General features: G+C 69.0%; 15 protein-coding genes and 1 pseudogene. 7 read left to right on the forward strand and 9 right to left on the reverse strand.

Annotation, left to right across the window (positions count from 1 at the left end):
- From C8D87_RS00005 to C8D87_RS00020, 5 genes and pseudogenes are all read left to right on the forward strand, one after another.
- A pseudogene (locus C8D87_RS00005) lies at positions 1 to 176 on the forward strand (IS5/IS1182 family transposase); the annotation flags it as partial.
- Between the two features lie 416 nt (positions 177 to 592).
- Positions 593 to 757 (forward strand): hypothetical protein, encoded by a 165-nt coding sequence (locus C8D87_RS45550; RefSeq protein WP_170166256.1) that lies wholly within the window; start codon positions 593 to 595, stop codon positions 755 to 757.
- Positions 758 to 1,659: 902 nt separating this feature from the next.
- Positions 1,660 to 2,415, forward strand: coding sequence for a glycosyltransferase (locus tag C8D87_RS00010; protein ID WP_112224995.1), 756 nt, complete (start codon positions 1,660 to 1,662; stop codon positions 2,413 to 2,415).
- Positions 2,416 to 3,582, forward strand: a complete 1,167-nt coding sequence (locus C8D87_RS00015) for a glycosyltransferase family 4 protein (RefSeq protein WP_146771580.1) — start codon at positions 2,416 to 2,418, stop codon at positions 3,580 to 3,582.
- Entirely contained in the window at positions 3,567 to 4,568 is a 1,002-nt protein-coding gene (locus tag C8D87_RS00020; RefSeq protein WP_112224999.1) for a PorA family protein, read from the forward strand. The genes C8D87_RS00015 and C8D87_RS00020 overlap by 16 nt, the downstream gene beginning before the upstream one ends.
- On the opposite strand, the gene C8D87_RS00025 is transcribed toward C8D87_RS00020, so the two are convergent.
- The 9 genes from C8D87_RS00025 to C8D87_RS00065 form a co-directional block, all read right to left on the reverse strand.
- Positions 4,565 to 5,263 (reverse strand): class I SAM-dependent methyltransferase, encoded by a 699-nt coding sequence (locus tag C8D87_RS00025; protein ID WP_112226172.1) that lies wholly within the window; start codon positions 5,261 to 5,263, stop codon positions 4,565 to 4,567. The two genes, C8D87_RS00020 and C8D87_RS00025, sit on opposite strands and share 4 nt — an antisense overlap.
- A gap of 31 nt (positions 5,264 to 5,294) precedes the next feature.
- Positions 5,295 to 5,465, reverse strand: coding sequence for a DUF2613 family protein (locus tag C8D87_RS44980; RefSeq protein WP_146771581.1), 171 nt, complete (start codon positions 5,463 to 5,465; stop codon positions 5,295 to 5,297).
- On the reverse strand, positions 5,453 to 7,141 hold the full coding sequence (locus C8D87_RS00030; protein WP_233441817.1) for a hypothetical protein: 1,689 nt from the start codon (positions 7,139 to 7,141) through the stop codon (positions 5,453 to 5,455). Before C8D87_RS00030 ends, C8D87_RS44980 begins: the two co-directional genes overlap by 13 nt.
- A 1,130-nt stretch (positions 7,142 to 8,271) precedes the next feature.
- Positions 8,272 to 12,453, reverse strand: coding sequence for an alpha-(1->3)-arabinofuranosyltransferase (locus tag C8D87_RS49395; protein ID WP_233441818.1), 4,182 nt, complete (start codon positions 12,451 to 12,453; stop codon positions 8,272 to 8,274).
- Between the two features lie 11 nt (positions 12,454 to 12,464).
- Complete coding sequence (locus C8D87_RS00045) at positions 12,465 to 13,199, reverse strand: class I SAM-dependent methyltransferase (protein WP_112225003.1); 735 nt, start codon at positions 13,197 to 13,199, stop codon at positions 12,465 to 12,467.
- A 20-nt stretch (positions 13,200 to 13,219) separates the two neighbouring features.
- Positions 13,220 to 14,956 carry a glycosyltransferase family protein gene (locus C8D87_RS00050; protein WP_112225005.1) on the reverse strand — a complete coding sequence of 579 codons (1,737 nt, stop codon included), beginning with the start codon at positions 14,954 to 14,956 and terminating at the stop codon, positions 13,220 to 13,222.
- Positions 14,953 to 16,500, reverse strand: a complete 1,548-nt coding sequence (locus tag C8D87_RS00055) for a substrate-binding domain-containing protein (protein ID WP_233441819.1) — start codon at positions 16,498 to 16,500, stop codon at positions 14,953 to 14,955. The genes C8D87_RS00050 and C8D87_RS00055 overlap by 4 nt, the downstream gene beginning before the upstream one ends.
- 601 nt (positions 16,501 to 17,101) lie before the next feature.
- The gene (locus C8D87_RS48460) at positions 17,102 to 17,233 is read right to left on the reverse strand and encodes a hypothetical protein (protein WP_267899818.1); all 132 of its coding nucleotides are present in this window, start codon (positions 17,231 to 17,233) and stop codon (positions 17,102 to 17,104) included.
- Between the two features lie 203 nt (positions 17,234 to 17,436).
- A complete protein-coding gene (locus C8D87_RS00065; protein WP_112225009.1) occupies positions 17,437 to 18,405 on the reverse strand; it encodes a DUF4034 domain-containing protein in 969 nt (322 codons plus the stop codon).
- 262 nt (positions 18,406 to 18,667) lie between these two features.
- On the opposite strand from C8D87_RS00065, the gene C8D87_RS45555 reads away from it, so the two are divergent.
- On the forward strand, positions 18,668 to 18,832 hold the full coding sequence (locus C8D87_RS45555) for a hypothetical protein (RefSeq protein WP_170166258.1): 165 nt from the start codon (positions 18,668 to 18,670) through the stop codon (positions 18,830 to 18,832).
- 252 nt (positions 18,833 to 19,084) lie between these two features.
- Positions 19,085 to 19,538: hypothetical protein (locus C8D87_RS45560; protein ID WP_170166259.1), on the forward strand; the 454-nt coding region annotated here is incomplete at its 3' end.

Here is a 19,538-nt window from a genome sequence, read left to right on the forward strand (position 1 = left end):
AGTCGCAGAAAGACGCCAACCGTGCCCACGCCCGCCTGCGCGGCCCCGGCGAACGCGCCAACGCCCAGCTCAAGACCTGGCGCATTCTCCGCAAGCTCCGCTGCTGCCCCCGCCGCACGGGCCGGCTGGCCAAAGCCATCCACGTGTTACAGAACTACGAAGCCACCGCAGGATGAAAAGGGCTCATTAGATGTTTCAGAGTCCATATGCCCAGTGGTAGATGTCATGAACAAAAAAGCGGATGAGGATTTAAGATTCTCATCCGCCTGATCAACTCCGATGTCCGAGGGGGACTTGGGCACTCGCAGGTAGCAAGCTTGCGCAGTTTGTGTGCCCATGCGCTATTGGATAGCTCGAACACTGTATAGAGGGCCAGTCGGCGCGATTCAATCTTTCGTTACTAACCTTTCTTGCTGGATAGTGTTGCGACCGTTTCGGCGAAGCGTGAGGGCGTAGGACCCGTTGGGTGTGGTGACTGACGTGTGCAGCCCGGATCAGTAGTTGACCCGAACGCCACTCATAGGTGTGGTGGCCCGGCATCTGGCCGGGGTGCGGGCAATGCGCGGCGCACCTCATCAGACACTGCAAGGGTGTGCTGGAACTGCACCCCCGGTGGCAGAAGTGGGCCGGAACGGTCATCGATGTGTTGCGGGACACCGCCAAGGCTGTTGACCAGGCTCGTGCCGCCGAGGCCGATCAGCTCGACCCGGACCTTCTCGCCGACCTGCGTGCCCGCTACGACAAGGCCGTCACGTGAGGGATCACCACCAACCGGCATCGCGACTGGCACAAGGGAAACCATCCCGGTTTCACCCTCGCCCAGCGACTGAAAGACAAGGCCGAGCAGGTCTGGCTGTTCGCGCGCAACTTCGCCATCCTGGAAGAACAACGCGTCGGAGCAGGCACTTCGCAGCCCGAAACGGCATCAGGCCGTCTCGGGGTGCTGGCGCCGCACCGACACCCTCCGCGACGACCTGCGTGTTCGCTCCTACCTGGTCAGCTCCCGCAACCACGGCATCCGCGCTATCGACGCCATCCACTGCGCGCTCACCGGCAATCCCTGGCTCCCGCCGATCACAGCCTGACCCAATCACGCGCACTCACCCGTGAATGGACACGTTGATCGTGATGTGGCTGAATTCCTTCCTTTATTACGGAACGGACTGTATACGTCAACTATTTGAATCGGGCGGGCTGTTTTCTTTGTGTTTATGGTCGAGATCCTGTTTGAACCGATATGCAACTGACGCCTGGGATGGCGACGTCAAGTGCGTGGACTTGTGGTATCAGGAGTGCCTGACCTGCTGCTTCGACATGTTGGTAGATCCATTCAGATGATTTGACCTGCGTTCTTCGCCTGTCGGCGATGCTCCCGCCTGGCGCGTGGCGATTCTTCGCGGGATCTTTGTTCGGTGGGGGATGTCCGTCCGGTCATCGGTCATCTGATTAGCCCGTCCGGCTCAATTTTCGGCGCTGAACGGTACAAAGTTCGAAGGTGTCTGTCGCTTCGGTAGTACATGTGACACATATCACACTTCCCTTCTATTTCCAGGGAACTACCGTTGGGTAACTTTCGCCGTCCTGAGACCTGCGTCACGTCATGGGAGGACTCTTGCGACACCATGCTGGGTTCTGTGCGCCCGGAACAACGGCGAAGACATGACACTGCTTTCCATTGTCGTGCCTGTGCGCAATGAGGAGTCGCGGCTGTCGGCCACGTTGTCCGCGCTCACGGTGGCGCTCGCGGCCATCCGTGAGCCGTGCGAGATCGTCGTGGTCGACAACACCAGCACCGACCGCAGCGGCGAGGTCGCCCGCGAGCACCGGTCCGGATCGATCCCGGTGCGGCTGATCCGCTGTGCCCAGCCGGGGAAGGGCGCAGCGGTGCGGACCGGAGTGCTGCGGACCGACAGCCGCTACGTCGGCTTCTGCGATGCCGATCTGGCGACCGACATGGCAGCGCTGGCGCCGACGCTCAGGTTCCTGAGCACTGGCGTGAACGTGGTCGTCGGATCGCGGGCGCACCCGAACTCGATCGTGCGTGCGAGGCACAACCAGGTCCGGCGGGCAGGCGCGTGGGCGTTTCGGCGCGCGGCCAACACGATCGTGCCTGGCGTTGGCGACACCCAGTGCGGCTACAAGTTCTTCGACCGGCACACCGCCGACGCGATCTTCCGACCGCTGCGCACACCGGGGTGGGCGTTCGACGTCGAACTGCTCGCCAGGGCGCAACGGATCGGCGCGATGATCGTCGAACTGCCGGTGAGCTGGAGGGACGTGCCGGGGTCCACGTTCCGCCCGATGCGGGACGGCTACCGCAGTTTCGCCGCGCTCGCCAGGATCCGGGCGATCCTCGGCGCGGAGAAGACGCCCGCCGTCGCCCCGGTCATGACATCCGTGGCGGAGGTGGCCTGAGTGAGACCACCGCTCAACGGTGCGCGGGTGGTAGTGGTGAACTGGCGCGACCGCGGGCATCCGCACGCCGGTGGCGCCGAGGAATACGCCGCCCGCATGGCGGACGCGATGACCGCCGCCGGGGCGCAGGTCACCTTCCTCACGGCCAAGGGGGAGGGGCAGAGCCGCGACGACGAGTCGACCGTGCGTCGCGGCGGCCGGTGGACGGTGTACTTCTGGGCGCTGTTGTGGTTGCTGCGCAACCGAAGTCGCATCGACCTGGTGATCGACTGCCAGAACGGGATCCCCTTCTTCAGCCCCCTGGTGGTCGCCAGGTGGACGAAGGTCGTGCTGGTGGTGCACCACGTGCACGACGCCCAGTTCGCCGTGCACTTCCCGCCGTGGCTGGCCCGGATCGGCCGCTGGCTCGAAGGTCCTGCCGCGCGCAGGGTCTACCGCCACGCGGTGACGGTCGCCGTGTCGCGGTCCACCGTGCGCGCGATGCGCGAGCGCCTCGCCTGGCGTGGCCGGATCTTCGTGGTGCCCAACGGCACGGACCACCCGTCGTCCGCGGACGGCACACGTTCCTCGCATCCCTCGCTGGTGTACCTGGGCAGGCTTGTCACGCACAAGCGGGTCGACCGGCTGATCGAAATTGTCGGCACGCTGCGCGACCAGTGGCCCGGTCTGCGCCTGCACGTGATCGGCCGTGGACCGGACGAAGCCGCGGTGCGCAAGGCCGCGGCACCGTTCGCGGATTCCGTCGTGGTGCACGGTTTCGTCGACGACTCGACGAAAAGCGCTCTGCTGCGGGAATCCTGGCTCAACGTCACCCTGTCGGACGGCGAAGGCTGGGGACTGGCCGTGATCGAGGCGGCCGCGCACGGAGTCCCGACCGTCTGCCGCGAGGTCGACGGGTTGCGCGACTCCGTGCGGCACAAGGAGACCGGCTGGCTGGTACGGGACGACGAGGACGTCGGCGGCGCGATCCACGACGCTCTCACGCTGCTGGCCCGCCCCGACGACGCCTCGGCCGTGGCCGACGCGTGCCGGGCCTGGGCCGCCGGTTTCGACTGGGCCACCAGCGGACGGATGTTCGTCGCCGTGGTGTCCACCCTGCTCGACAGTTCAGCCACGGGCCGCGCCGGCGGCCCAGCTCCTGAGGAGGACCTTTGCGACGCGTTCTGACCTTCGTCCTGCTCGGACTCGGCGTGTTCGGGATCGCGACCGGGCTGTTGCTGCGGTTCTACGCCTATCCGGCCCTCGCCAAGATCCCGCACAGCCCCGACACGACCGCGGTGGCCCAGGGCAGCGGCATCACCGCACTCGTCTACGTGGAGAAGGACGGAGGCCCGACCCAGCCGGAGATCCGCCGCAACCTCAGCCTGACGTCGACCACGTACGTCTCCGGTGACCTGCGGGCGCCCGAGGTCCAGGCCGACGGCGGCGTGACCGCGTGGGTCGAGACCACCCGCATCAGGGAGGACAAGGACAGGCGGACGCTCAGCGCGAGCGTGCGTGAGCTGTGCCTGGACCGGTTCACCGCGGAGGCCGTCGCGCCCTGCACCACGCAGTACCTCCAGAAGGAAAAGCCGGAGAACGGCAAGGACACGAAGATCCCTGGCACGCGCGGCCAGGTTCAGTTCCCCGGCCTGAACTTCAAGTTCCCCTTCCAAACCGAGAAGCGGACCTACCCCTGGTACGACAGTGGGGTGGGCAAGCCGGTGGACGCCGAGTTCGACGGTGAGGAGGAACTGCAGGGCCTGTCGGTGTACCGGTTCAAGCAGTCCGTGCCGCCCACCGACGTCGACGGCCGGGACGTGCCCGGCTCGCTGGTCGGCAAGCCCGAACCGACCGTCTCGGTCAGGTTGTACTACCAGGCGGAAAAGACGCTGTGGGTCGAGCCGGACACCGGCGCGCTCATCAAGGTGCGTCAGTCGGTGAAGCAGGAGCTGCGCACCTCGGACCAGAACGCGGGTCAGGGCACCGCGGTGTTCGACGGAACGTTGGAGCTCAACAAGAAGACGGTCGACGCCAACGTGCGGGTGGCCGAGGACAACAAGTCCAAGCTATGGCTGCTCACCGGCCTTCCGGTGATCCTGTGGATCGCCGGTGGCGTCCTCCTGGCCGTCAGCATCGTCCTGCTGCTCGCCGGCCGCCGCCGTACCGCCTAAGGTTTTTTCCGCAGGACCAGCACGAGGTTCCAGGACACGACTTCGCGAAGCACCGGAACGCGCACGACCCAGGTCGCCCACCACGGGTGATACCTGGGAAGTGCGCGTTCCAGGCAGGCCTCCGGGTGGTTCCGTGCCCAGCGCAGCGCCGAGCCGACGGACACCGCGAAAAGGCTTTCCCCGTAACGGTTCTTGGGCTCCTGGCCGTGGTTGTCCCGGAATCGGCGGCGGGCGTAGTGGCCGCCGATGAAGTGCCACGGCGAGGTTTCGTGGCCGCCCCAGGGGGAGTACCACGGCGTGAACGACAGGAACACCGTCCCGCCGGGCTTCGTCACGCGCACCATCTCGTCGAGCATCGTGCGCGGCTCGTCCACGTGTTCCAGCACGTTCGACGAATAGCAGACGTCCACTGAGGCCGTTCGGATGGGCAATCGCGTGCCACTGGCCCGAATCATCCCTTCGGCGTACTCGCCGCGGGCCGACAGTTCGCCGGCATCGGGATCCAGGCCGACGTAGTAAGCGCCGGCCGCGCGGAACGCGTCGGCGAAGTACCCGGGGCCGCCACCGACGTCGAGAAGACTCCGTCCGGCGAGGGAGGTGAACTCGGCGACCTGCCGTGCGGAGTCCTCGGCCAGCAACCGGTAGAAGGTGTCCCGGTCGGTCTGCTCGTTGCGGAATGCCTTGAACAGGCGGATCGACCGGTCCAGCGTCGCCTGGCTCGGCACCTTACGGCGTGCCGTAGTTGACGGTGTCGGGGTTGGAGTTGTTGGGCGCCGGGGCGTTCTTGAGCTGGCTGGCCTCGTCCGGCGCGAGAGAGCTGACCAGGACGTACGTTCCGCCACCGGCGAACGCGAGCCCGGCGACGACCGCGATGACGGCACCGATCAATGTGCGCACGCTTGCTCCTCGAATGTCCGCGAGTGGCCAGATCGGCTGAATCTACCGGCTGGTAACAGCAGCCACAATAGGCTGGACGCGACAACCGCCAATGCGCCGAGATCTCCTGCGACAACAGGCAATCGCGGCGCTCCGGCCGGTGGCGGCGCGATCACCCCCGGCACCCGGTAGAGGGTCAGCCACGGCCCGGACCACACCTCCCGCAGACCCCTGAGCACACCGGGGTCGACCGAGCCGGGGGTCCCGTGCTCCACCAGCACCCAGCCGATCCCGAACGCGCCGAGATCGTCGTTCCGGGCCATCGCCCGGCGAATCGTCGCGACCCTGCCGTCTTCCCCGGACACCGGTCTGCCACCGACGTACACGACGTCGTCGATGACGACGGTCCTCGGCAGGAACCGGGGCGCCGGATCGAGCTGCGTCCGGTCGCCGTTCCAGGAGAACCGCCGGAACGCGGACATCGGCAGGGCCAGCACGTCGCCCGCTCCGTCGTCCGCCGCCAGCACGGTTCGCACGGCACTCCAGTCGGCCGGGTAGTCCACTACCTCCAGGCGCCCCAACCCCGCCCAGGCGAAGTCGGGCATCGTGATGAGCGGGAGCAGCGCCGCCAGCGCCACGAGCGCGGTCCTGTTGGTCAGGTACTTCCCCGCCGCCTCCACGCCGAGGGCGAACCCGAGCGAGAGCGGGAGCGCCCACCACGCGGCCCACTTCTGCGAGTCCCGCAGCAGACCCGCGCCGGGCACGTGGGAAACCGCCCACGCCAGCACGTCACCACCGCCCGGCAGCGTGCCGAACACCGCGATCGCGACGCCGATCGCGCCGAGGACGACGAACGAACGCGCGGGCGCCAGGCCCCATCGCGGCGCGAGCGAACGCAGCCCCACCAGGGCTACGGCGACCGACAGCAGGGTGATCACCGGCAGCAGTGGCATCCCCCGGCTGCCCGGCACGACCTCGGCGTTCCAGATCCCACCGAGGCCGAGCACGCTGGTGACCGGAGAACCCCAGTTCTCAGCCCTGGCGGCGAACGCCCCGGCACCGTCCGGACTGGACAGTGAGCCGCCGGGGTGCAGCACGGAAGGCAGCAGCCACGGCATGTTCAGCAGGACCGTGACCGGCACGGTGACCGCGAGTTTGCGGCGGCCCGAGCACACGACCGCGAGCACCGCGGCGATGATTCCACCGGTCGGCGTGAGGACCGCGGGAACGCAGGCCAGGATCAGCTTCGGGAGCGCTTTGGGTTCCCCTCGGCGGACCGCGAGCCCGGCTGCCGCGATCCACGGCAGGCAGGCGTACGTGACCAAGTACGGCCAATGGCCCATGAAAAGTCGCTCGGCCACGTACGCGCTCCACCCGTACCAGACCGCGGCTACGACCCGGATCGCCACCGAGTTCGTGGGCACGAGCCTGCCCGCGCCGAGCGGACCGGCGAACAACGCCGCCAGGAGCACGATCTTCTGCACGACGTCGCCCGGCAGCAGAGCGGTCGCGAACGACATCACCGCGTCCGCCGGGACCGACCTGGGCAGCGCCGAGCCGAGGCCGAGGCCGTCGGGCACGAGCGACTGGTCCGGCGCGAACACCATGTCGTAGTTCAGGACGAAGCCGCGGCCGAGCAACGGGGTGAGCACGAGCAGGGCGAGCACTGCGGACACCGCGGGCAGAACCAGCCGCATCGCACCCACGCTTCTCGTCGGCAGCCCGGAACCTGGACTGCGGGACTATAGTTCCCGACCATTACCCCTCGGTAACCTAGGGGACGAAGCCAGTGGCGGACACACTTCCGGCCAGGACCCGCGTCGACGCGATCGCGGTCGCGGTGGCCTTCGGCGGCAGCAATGTCGCCAGCTACCTGCTCACGGTAATCGCCGCGCGGCTGCTCGCGCCGCCGGTCTTCGGGGAAATGGGCTCGCTGCTGGCGCTCCTGGCGATCGGTGCGGTGCCGGCGATGGGCTTGCAGACCGTGGTCGCCCTGCGGGTGGCGCGGGCGCCCGAACAGGATCGCGGGCCGCTGGTGACGCTCGGTCTGATGACCAGTGCCACCGTCCTGGTCACCGCGCTGGCCGTCTCGCCCGTGCTGATGGCGTTGCTGCACCTGCCGGGGCCGTGGGCGGTGCTGCTGCTCGCCTGCTCGCTCGCGCCGATCACGCTCGTCGGCCTGTGCCACGGAGTCCTGCAGGGCACGCAGCGGTTCCGGTCGATGGCCCACCTGATCGCGACCGAGGTGGTCGGGCGGGTCGGCGGCACGCTGCTTGGCCTGCTCGTGTTCCGCACGCCCGCCGGTGCGTTCGCCGGGACGGTTGCGGGGTCGGTCGTCGTCGCCTTCGTGGGCTGGCTGACCTGCGGCAGACCGGTGCCGGGCCCCCGCACCGCGGGGCACGTGCGCGACGTGCTGCACACCGTGCAGGCGTTGCTGGCGCTGGTGCTGCTGGTGAACGTGGACCTGGTGCTGGCCCGGCACAGCCTTCCCGCCCGTGAGGCGGGGGAGTACGCGGTGGGCTCGGTGATCACCAAGATCGCGTACTGGCTGCCGTACGCGCTCGCCGTCGTCGTCCTGCCCAAGCTCGCCGACGAGAAGGCCCGCCGCCGGATCGTGCTGATCGCGCTGGGCGTCTGCGCCGCCGTGGACGCGGTGGTGGTGCTGGGTTGCGCGGTGTTCGGTCGCACGGTGGTGTCGCTCGTCGGCGGTTCGGCCTACGCGGCGAGCAGCCTTCCGGTGTGGCCGTTCGCCCTGGTCGGATCCCTGCTGTCGCTCGTGCAGATCCTGTTGTACTCCAGGATCGCGGGCGCCGACCGCCGGTCCACGTCACTGACCTGGCTGGCGGTCGGGTTCGAGGTCGTGCTCGTTCTCGGCTGGTGGCACGGTTCGCCGGCCCAGGTCGTCGCCGGGGCCGTCACCGCCACCGCCCTGCTCGCCTGCTTCGGAGCCCTGATCGAGTTCCGGTCCCGTGTCGAACCAGTCGAGGCACGGTGACACCGCCGCGGCCAGGGCGACGAGGATGGCTGCCTGCGTGGCGGTTCCGTACGCCCAGCCCTGCCCGTGTCCTTGCAGGCGTCCGACGACCGCGATCCCGGTGGCGGTCGCCATCCCGGCGACGACGATCAAGGCCGTGACGTTGAACCGCGCGGTGAACCGCTGGGCCACGGCACGGACGAGCAGGCTCGCGATCAGCAGGACGACCGGCAGGATCCCGCCAATGGCCGCGAGCAGCACCACCAGCACCGCCGGCACCCACCGCTTGCCCGCGGGGGACGTGGTGATCCGGACCCGTCTGCGCACCGGCAAAAGCGTGACCAACAGCAGGAGCGCCGCGGCGACGGCGCCGACCAGAAGCCGTTGCCGGTAGGTGGTGTCGGGCTCGAAGTCCAGCACCACGGTCGTCACGCCACCGGCCGGCAGCACCCAGGCCTGCTGCCACCCGTCGATCCTGGTGCGGGCGAGCGGCTCGCCGTCCACCTTGGCCACCCAGCCGTCGTTGGCGTTCTCCGGGATGCTGAGGACCGCGGCCTGCCCGGCGGCCACCCGCAGTTCACGGTGTGCGACACCCCACTGCTCGAAGTCGATCGCGCGGTGACCCGGCGGCGGCTCGGTGGCGGCCGCGGTGCTGGGCCGCAGGGTGAGGTCCTGCACCACGAAGGAGGCCGATCGAGCTGTGCTCACCTCGTGCTCCCGACCTCCGAGGTCGACGCCTTCGACCAGGTCCCGACAGGTGCCCAGCGGTAGCGGACGGTGCTGGAACACGTCCCGCAGCGTGCCGGAAACCGTGGTGGCGTAGGCGGTTCCGTCGATCGTGACGGCCGGGCCGGAGCCGCACGGCACGGTGAACGGGGTGTCCAGTGGGATCGGCGGCACCAGATCGGGCGCACCGACGATCTCGACGTCGCTGATGCCCACCGGTCCCGGAACGCGGTCGGGAACCCCTTCGCTCTTCTTGATCGTGATGTCCAGCCGGTCGGTGGTCGCGACGAAGTCGACCGAGCCGTCGGAGAACACCGGCACGGTCCGGCTCAGCTCCGGGGTGGTGATCTGCACCTCGGTCGGGCGGGACGCGCCGGACAGCGCCGACGTGGTCAGCCTCAAGCCGGTCACGTCGCGGGCGGTGGGCCAGGCCAGGCGCAGCGTGGGTTCCTCGTCGGTGTAGTCGGCGATCCACGTCGTGGTGGGGTTCACGTCGACCGCGGCCAGAGGCGCGGCGGCCGGGTCACCGGCCAACTGGGTCGTGCTGGAGACGGTCAACCCCGGTGCGGTGACAGGGAGGGTGCCGCCGACGGTGGGCAGGACGGTCCCTTCGAGACGGTAGTTGGCGTCGTCGCGGGTGCGGAAGAGCCGGTGGATCCCGTCGGGTTCCTCGCCGCTCCTGGCCAGTCCCACGTCGCACCGCTGGTCGCCGTCGGTGCCGGTGCAGGAGTAGCGCGGCTGAGGGCCGCGGCTGAAGGCGAAGGTCGTCCGCTGTTCGGGGCCGGGCAGGACGTCGGTGGGCACCCGCAACGCCCGTTGGGCGGTCACTCCGGGCACCGACAGTTCGGCGATGCCGACGGAGCCGCTGGTCAACTGCGCCGCCACCGACAGCACGGTGATCCGGACCCTGCTCGTGAGCCCCGGCGACACCGCGAACGCCTGCTCCGCGGCGCCCCTGGCGACCTCGTGGTCGCGGAAACCCGAGTCGGTGGTGATCCTGATCCGGGTGACCGGCCAGCCGACCCGGATGTCGTCGACCATCCGCAGCGCCACCTGGTCGACGACCCGCGGTGTGTCCAGGCCGACTTCGAGCCACTGCCCGGCCGGTCCGGCGAGGGTGGAGGACTGCCAGGCGCTGTACGGATCTCCGTCGATCGCGGCGAATGGCATGGACGACGGGTCGGAGGCGCGGACGGAGTCCGCGAACCCGGCCGAACTCGACGCGGTGACGCCGCGGATCCCGCGGTAGGCCGCGACCGTCAGGTGCTCCGGACCGGGGAACGGCAGGATGTCGGACACCGGTCGGTCCTGCCTCGGCCGCTCGTCGGCAGTGAGCGTCTGGCTCAGGTTGTCGCGCACCCGCCCGACGTTGCGCTCCCGGTGGCGCAGCCCGTCGGTGACGAGCCAGTCCCGGCTCTCGGGCGCGCCGCCGTCACCGGCCAGCACGGCAGGACGATCTCCCCGCAGCACTCCCGAGTCGAGCAGCGGCAACACCGATTCCGGCCCACCGCTCACCGTCGCGATGTCCTCGGCGTTCACCGCGACCGCGCGCGGCACCGACCGCTTCACCTCGTAGATCTCCAACGCAGGCGCGGGCGCGGCGTCGAGGTCGATCGAGTTGACGACCGGCTGGTCACCCGGCTTGACCACCGGGCCGAACGTCATCACGCGTTCGATCCCGGCGGAGCGGGCCAGCGCGTCCCGCATCATCGTGACCGGTGGCGCACCGGTGGCGACCCGGTCGATGTCGTTGCGCACCAACAGGAACCTGTGCCCGGACCGAGCGAGGAAGTCGGCCAGTCCGGGTGCGCCGCGCCCGTCGGCGAGCGCGTCCTCGACCGCGTCCATCAGCCGGGTGTTGCCCTCCGAGCCGAGCGGGATCTGGCTGCGCAGCGCCCAGGGTGACCGGGCCAGCGCTTGGGCGGGCTCGTCGACCGTCTTGCCCCAGGTGTACTCGCCGAACCCGGTGCCGGGCAGCAGGAGGGTGCGGGCGTGCGGGTCGTTGTCGGCCAGCCACGTCATCGCGGAACGCCAGTAGTCCGGGATCTTCTGCCACCCCGGCCCCGGCCGCAACGTGAGCGTCCACGCGGGCACGGCCATCACGGTCACCAGCAGGACGCCGACGGCGAGCCGGACCTTGCCCGCGACCGCGGTGGTCGCGGCGGCCGGGATTCGGACGCGTGACACCGCGTGCATGAACGCGAGCATCAACGGCAGCCGCAGGCCGGGCTCGAACTTGTGCACGTTGCGCAGGGGGGCCAGCGGACCGTCCAGCAGGGCGCGAACGGTGTGGGACAGCGGGCTGTCGAGCGCCCCGACGTAGCCGATTGTCATCACGGCGACGCCCGCGATGACGCCGATCGTCAGGAAGAGCCGCTCCGGCAGTCCACGGCGGACCAGCCCGGCGAGGCCGGCCGCCGCGAGGAGCCCGGTGGCCAGCATCAGGACCGGGTTGTCGACCAGCATGAAACCGGAGGGCCACCACGGGCTGCCCTGCACGACGTAGGCCACCCACTGGTTGGTGCCGCGCAGGACCTGGAACAGCGACGTCGGCGCCGTGGTGTTGGCGGCCGACTCGACGTAGTCGACGAACGGCAGGCTGTACTCGCCGAGCAGCATCAGCGGCAGCAACCACCACAGCACGGCCGCCACCACGGACGCGAACCACCAGAGCACGAGCCGGACGTGCCGCGCGGTCCACTGCCGGGTCAGCAGCCACAGACCGGGCAGCAGCAGGACCGTGAGCACCAGCGCGCCGTTCACCCCGCCGACGCCGAGGGTCGCCAGCCCGGACAAGCCGGCCGCCCGTCGTGGCGAGGAGATCCGGTCGGCCTTGATCAAGGGCAGCAGGATCCACGGCAGCATCACGGCGGCGACCATCTCCGCCGACAGCGGGCCGATCTCGGTGAGCATCCGCGGCGCCAGCGCGTACGCGACGGCCCCCAGGTACTGCGCCGGGGCGGTGCCGATCCGCAGCGCCCGCGCGACCGCGAGGACACCGCCGAACGCGCCGCACAGCAGCAGGGCGCACCACAGGCGTTGGGAGATCCACGGCGGCAGCCCGAGCACGTGGCACACCGCGAAGTACGGCCCCATCGGGAACAGGTAGCCGTACGCCTGGTTCTGCAGTTCGCCACCGCTGGCCGCGGGGTTCCACAGGTGCAGCGCGCGGCCGAGGAACGCCAGCGGGTCGACCACGAGGTCGAGCTTGGTGTCGAAGGTCGTGCGGCCGGGGCGTTGCAGGAACGACAGCAGCGTGAGACCCAGCATGACCCACGCCGTGGGGTTGCGGTGCAAGCCCACGGCCACCCTGACGCGCGTCACCTCTTGCGGACGACGTATCTCGTGGACCGCCAGTGGCTGACCGGGATGTCCTCGGACACGCTGTCCACCACCTCACCGCCGTGCTCGGCCACCACGGCGCGGAGCCGGTCCGGCGCCAGCGCGGTCATCCGCATCGGCGCCGGGTAGCGCAGCACGACGCGCTGCCCCCAGGCCACCAGACGGTAGGGCGCGAACCGCCAGAGCATGCCCCTGAGCGTCCACAACGGACTCGTCGTGCACTGCAACACCGCCACGCCACCGGGACGCAGCACGCGCATGAACTCCGCCAGGTAGCCCTCGATCGCCGTGCGCGGCAGGTGCTGCAACACCAGTTCGGTGTAGACCAGGTCGAAATCGCCGTCGGGGAACCGGTGCAGATCCGGCGTGTCGTTGTGGACGAACCGGCACTTCCCGCCGCTGCGGTCCAGGTTCTCGGCGGTGGAGAGCATCGGCGGCGAGACGTCCACGCCGACGACCTCGTCGGCGTGGACGGCCAGCGCCTGCGACAGCCGCCCGGCCCCGCACCCGAAGTCCAGCACCCGCCGCCAGGTCACCGGCAGGCCGAGCCGGGCGAGCCACTCACGGGCGACCGCCACGTCCTGCCGCCCCAGTTCGAGGAACTGGTCGACCTCCCACCGGCCGCCGCGCTTGTCCGGCGCCACGTGCACCGCCCACAGCGGATCCGCTTCGCCGAGCCGGGTCCAGTCGCGGCGCACCTGGTCGAAGGTCATTCGCCGGAGTGTAGGTCCGGTCACGTCGCAGGGGAACCGATCCGGACGTCCACCACGCACATCGGGTCCACAGCGGTGCCGCGGTTGACCTCCAGCCGGTCGGAGCCGCCGTTCACGACGACGTACAGCACGTGCAGGCCCTCGGCGAAGTTCACCTCCTGGGCGACTGTTCCCAGCGCGAGCCGCACCGGGCCCGCGCTGGAGGTGTAGTACTCCATCCGCAGCAGCCGACGGCCCTCCACCCGGCTGCTCAGCGGAATCGTCACGACCTGGCCGCCGACCGGGTAGCCGCAGCCGGCCACCGGACCTTTCCTGCCGACGACCGGATCCTTGACGCCGGTGATCCTGCGCGGCGATCCGTTGTCGTCCAGCAGGAACATCTCCTCCGCGGGCTGGTCGAACTTCGGCCGCTGCGGGAGCAGACCGATCACCCTGGACGCCTTGCCGTCCTCGATGAGCCACACCGACATGATCGCGTCCGGGACGCTCGTGTCGTAGAGCACGATCGACGGGTTCGCCGTCAGCGCGGCACGCGCGGTGCTGACGTACTGCTCCGACTTGGCGAACCGCAGACCGGGTGCGAGCCACAGGAAGCTGAACGTGGCGCTGATCCCGAGCAGCGCCACCAGGCCGAGCACGACCGGCCGTCTCAGGCCGCCGGTGCGCTCGCCCGGTTCGAGGAACGCGAACGTCGCGCAGAGCACGGCGATCGGCACCGCGTCGGCGATGTACCGGGGGTCGTTGCCGATCAGTGGCCCGATCTCGGGCAGCCTGGTCACGATCACCAGCCCCAGATCGACCGCGAAGTACCCGGCCAGCATCAGCCACGCCGCCGCAGCGCGCCGCGGCGCCTTCAGCAGTCCGCCCACGAGCATCACCACGGCCACCGCGGCCACGGTGAGTCGCAGCCACAGCGGTGACGTCGAGATGGTCGCGCCGGGCGCGGGACCGGTCCACGGGCCGCCGAACAAACCCGGCAGGAAGGTGTTCAGCACCGCGTTGCCGACGAATTCCGCGATGAAGTCCGCGGACGGCAGGTCGTTCTTGACTCGGCTGGTGGTCAGGGCGACGAACAGGACGGCGAACCCGGCGACGACGGCGCCGTGCGCCAGCCACACCCGCCACGGCACCCGTTCGCCCAGCAGCAGCGTGAGCCCGAACAGCACGGCGATGAACAACGCCGCCTTCTCGTAGAAGGCCAGCCCGGCGACGGTCCACAGCAGGGTGATGACGACCTGCTTCGAGGCGCGGGTGCGCAGGTAGGTCAGGTGCGCGTTGATCGCGCCGAACATGGTCAGCAGCAACGGGAAGAGCTGCACGCCGTAGGCCCACCACAGCGTGGGGTACAGGATCAGGGGGGAGAACGCGTACACCGCGAACGGCAACAGCAGCGCCCAGCGCGACCCGAAGCACCGCGTCAGCACCCGCCAGAACAGCACGGACGCCACCGCGAGCATCACGAGCAGGGGGAGCACGGCGAACACGTGGCTCAGCGGCGCGACCGCCGTGATGAACCACGCCAGCAGGAACATGCCGGGCGCCAGGTGGCCGCTGTAGTCCTGGAAGAGGTAGTCGAGGTCGAACGGCCCGTGGGCCGCCGCCCGGTGCAGGATCACGAAGTCGTCGTGCCCGAAGTAGCCGTTGAACGCCATCCAGGCGTGGATCGCGAACGGGATGACGCCGATCGCGACCGCGGCCAGGGTGATCGGCCGGGGCCAGGCCAGGACGATCTGCCGCGGTTCGGTGGTGGTGGTCACGTCTCCAGCAACCTGCCCATCGCTGCGTAGAACACGTCGACGATCTTGGTCGGGTCCTCGGTGGTGTAGGCGTCGCCGCCGGTCGCCCGCGAGATCGCCCGCAGCTCGACCGGGTCGATGTCCGGCCCGATGCCGATGCCGATGATCTGCAGTGGCCGTTTCGGGTCCTGCAACTCGGCCAGTCGGGCGAGCAGCTGTTCCTGGGTGATCCCTTGGGGGTCCTCGTTCTTGCCGTCGGTGAGCACCACCACCAGGTTGATCCGGCCCGGCTCCCAGTTCTGCCGGGCCGAGGTGTAGGCGGCCAGCACCGAGTCGTACAGGCCGGTGGCGCCGTTGTGGATCGCCTTGACCTTGCGGAGTTCATCCAACGAGCCGTCGGCCAGGAGCTCACCCACCGGCCGCACCGGCAGGAGTTCCTTGTAGTCCTTGTCGCCGTCGAGGTTCGTGGAGAACCGCCACAGGCCGATCTTCGTGGTCGGCTTGAACAGCCTGATGCCCAACTCGGCGGCCTGGATGGTGAGCGTCATCCGGTCGGTGGCGGCCTTGGGGACGACCTGGGCCATCGACCCGGACACGTCCAGCAGCACCTGCATCCGGGCGCTGCGGTTGACCGCCGCCCACTGGTTGAGCAGTTGGTCGGGGTCGGCGGGAGGCGCGACCGGTCGGACCACCGCGGCGCTCGAACCCCCGAGGGCCCGCCCGTCGGGCCCGCGAAGGCCCTCCTCGGCGAACTGCCCGGCGGAGGTCTGGTCGAGCAAGCGGCTCAGGAACTGTTGTGCCACATCACGTTTGCCCTGATCGGAACCGGGCAGGACGACGTACGGGTAGTCCAGCGAAGGCACGGCGGGATCGGCGTACACCCCGACCAGACCGTGTTTTCCCAAGTCCGACTCCGGTGTCACCACGCCGTCCAGTGGCCGGGCGGGATCGAACAGCTCGGCGGGCTTCTGGACGGTGTGCTTGGCGAGCTTGCGAAGCGTCAGGGCATAGGAACCGGCCGGGTCCGGAGCGGATCCGGCCAGCTCACCTGTGGCGATCAACGCCGACAGGCCTGCCGGGTCGACGGCCGGGTCGACGAGTCCGATCGCCGGCTCGCCGCTGAACACCTGGGCCCAGGTGGGCGTTCGCTCTGGCCAGCCGAACTGCCGCGCGGCGGTCTCGGTCAGCCCCAGCACGATGGGCGAGGACGCGATCGACGGGCCCGTGACGGGGATGTCCCACGCACCCCGCCGCTGGGCGCGCAGCAGCCACTGGGACGACTCCGGGATCCACACATCCGGTTTGGCCTGCGCGAGGGACTCGACGGCCTCAGCGGAATCCCGCGCTATCACCTCGACTCGGTAGCACGCGGCACCGTCCTGTTCCGACACGCGGGCCACGGCCGAGGCGATGCCCGGCGCGGCCACGACGCTGAGCGTGGCGACCGTGTCACAGCTCGAAGAGGAGAGCCGTTCGTGCAGGTAGTCGAAGCCGAACCACCCGGCGAGTGAAAGCACGAGCAGGATGCTCAGGATCACCACCGGTGAGTCCGAACGCCGAGCCACAGGCCCCAACCCCTCGTCGCCGCTGACTGGTCGAGCCAGCCTAGCCCGAGTTTCCCGGATAAGTTGATCTTGGAGGTTGTCCGCGCAGGGCAGGATGTATGTTGATCTTGTAAATTCCTATGACCTGGTGTTGTGTTCGAGAAATGCCAGCGCGTACAGGCGTGTGCCGAGTGCGGTGTCGATGTGGAAGAAGTCTGTCGCGATGATGCCCTCGGCTTGGGCGGCGAGGAGCTCACGCCAGGTGGGCCGGATCGACGTGGTGCAGGGGCGATGCCCGCTGCGTTCAAGATCTCCCAGACGGTCGAGGCGGCGATTGGGTGGCCGAGTCGGGCCAGTTCGCCTTGGGTCCGTCGATGCCCCCACCGCGGGTTCTCTCTGGCGAGCCGCAGGACGAGCGTCTTGATCGCTGCTCGGGTGGGTGGGCGGCCGGTGCGGCGTCGCGCGGTGTGGTCCCAATTCCAGGCGATGACCTGCGGTGCCAACCGAGCAACGTGCCGGGGGTGACTGGGAAGATCTCGCGCCAGCGCGAACGGTGTATCAACCTGGACAGGGCCGCGAACCAGAGTCGGTCCGCCGGCTCGTAGCAGACCGGGCTGACCAGCTACCGGCGAAGCGCGGTGTTTTCGTGCCGCAGCACGAGAAGCTCCGCATCCTTCGCTGCCTCATCGCGGAACAGCACCGACGCGGCGGGCAGCAACTTCCACGTCACCTTGTACAGCAGGGACACGATCATCCGAGCATGCTCTCAGTCTGGGAGGATTTCGCTGGCACGCTGCGGCGATGAATTCTCGAGCGGCACAGGGTTAGCGTGAGTAATCGAGGGCCTCCTGGTAGCCGGTGCAGATGTCGCAATCCACACTGAACCCGGAGGCCCTCCATGATTCCAAGATCATCCGGTCACGTGTCGGACCGTTCGCAACCTCGCTGGCAGTACATCTAGTCGGCGAGGCCGGATGTCTTGTATGCCTTGGCGAACTGCTCCTTGTGGTTGCCGAAGTAGCCCCACGGCCACCGCATCGGTGTCGGCCCGCTGCGGCGCATGTGCTGTGCGAGGCGGTCCTTGTCTTGCTCCTTGTCGGCCTCGAGGTAGTAGGTCGCGAAGATCTGGTGGCCCCACTGGGAATGCGGGTGGTCGTCGGCGCCGGCGAGTAGCCGGTCGGACGCGGCGTTGACTTCGTCGCGCTGCTTGCTGAGGTAGGTCACGGCACGCCAGAGGCGCTTGATCTTGTTGCCGCCGGCGCGGTAGTTCTCCAGGTGCTTTTCGATGTGTGCGACCGCGATCATCGCCAGCAGCGGATGACCGTCTGGCAGGTCCGCGATTCTGGTGCGGGCGAAGGCGAACATTTCCTCCTCGCTGCCGTACCACTTCTTCGTGGTCGACTGGAGCCTACGCAGGGTCGCGTTGACCAGATCCGGCACTCGCTTGTGGACCTCGTTGTAGATCTCCGCGGGCTCGCGGGTGGCCAGCGGCGCACCGAGCGCGACCGCCATCAGCGCGGCCCATGGCGCCACGTCGTCCGGGTCGAGCTCGGTGGCGCGTAGAAGTGTCCTGCGGGCTTGCTGGGTGTAGTCGGTCAGCCCGGCCCACTGGTCGTCGGTGGTGTGTTCCGCGCGTCGCGAGCCTCGCGCCTGCCAGCCCGCTGCGGCCTGTGCACTGCCGAGTAGTAGCAGGAGGTGCACGTTGTCCGGGTCGTTCTCCGCCGCCGCGAGCAGTTTCGGGAGTATCGGGCTGCCCGCGTAGGCAAACGTGTCGAGCGCGAGTTCGCGGCGGTACGGCTGGTCGCGGGTGGCGGCCAGGAAGTCGAGTGCGGACGTCAGCTCGCCGCCGGCGAGCGCGTGCAGGGCATGCAGGAGTTCGTCGTCATGGAACGCGAGATTGACGTCATCGGGCAGCTTCGAGGGCATGCGCGGAAAGTAACACCAGGTCAGACCGCAGATGTGGACAACAGCTCAAAGTGGAACGGCCTGATGAGGCAGTTCCTGGGGCGCAGGAGTGGATCTTCAGGTCTGCAACCAACGGCGGTTAACATACTTGATCAATCGTCAACTGCGCCCAACTAGCTGGTTCTCCAGCTCAACGCCCAGGTGGAGTACTTCGCTGCGGTCGTCGACGACATCAGCCGCGCGCCGACACGGATCGCCGCCTCCTACAGGGCCGAGTACCCGCGTGAAGCTCCACCGCCGCCGCGACACCGACCACCTGGTCGACCCGCTCCACGACCAGGCATGGCGGCGGCTGCGCATCGGGTCGGACGAGATGCCGGCAGCCACGTTCATCGACCGGTTGACCGACCTGGCGCGGCGGGCGTCTGCCGCGGCCAGCGACGGCTGACCTGCTGCGTGGACGGTCCGCACCCCTGCCGTGGAGCGAACTGACGCACGAGGTCAGCACACCGGCGAGGGGTTCCGGGCAAGGGCGCGGAGATCCATCCCGGTGAGACAAGGCCCCTTCGGGGTCGCGCTCCGCGTGATCACACCGGGATTTACCAGTCCACTTCCCGTGCCCGCCCTGCGGGCCCCTCCCCGCCGTGCTGAGGCCAGGGCCCGTCAGCTCGACCACCACAGCAGGAAGGCGGACCCGCCCATGCGCCCGACCCTCGATCCGTTCCAGCCCGGAGCCACCCAGCAGCTTCGTGCCCGGCAGCCCCGACCGCACTCGCTGGTCGTGTTCGACAGCAACGGCGTGACGTTTCAGGACCACCCCGTGGCCGGAGTGCGGCACTCCACGCTGATGGTCATGAGCGGCATGGGCGATCTGGTCGACAACAAGCCCAGGTACCTGGCCGAGAAACTGCTGGCACTGCCAGACGTCAAGCCCGCCGAACTGCGCGGCCGCAGCTACGTCGACGTTCCGCTGATTCGCCCGGATGAGCAGAAATGCACCCACTGCACGACCTGGACGGTCGTCGCCAAGCGGCTGCTCGTCGACCAGATCGGGGATCCCCGTAGTACTCGCCGAATTTCGGGCGGATATAGCTGGGTAGGTTTCCTGGCCAGGGGGTCTCTGGACGGGTGGGGGCGTGTGTGGCGACGCAGGT

Origin of the sequence: Lentzea atacamensis (assembly GCF_003269295.1) — a bacterium.
GTDB classification, from domain to species: Bacteria; Actinomycetota; Actinomycetes; order Mycobacteriales; family Pseudonocardiaceae; genus Lentzea; species Lentzea atacamensis.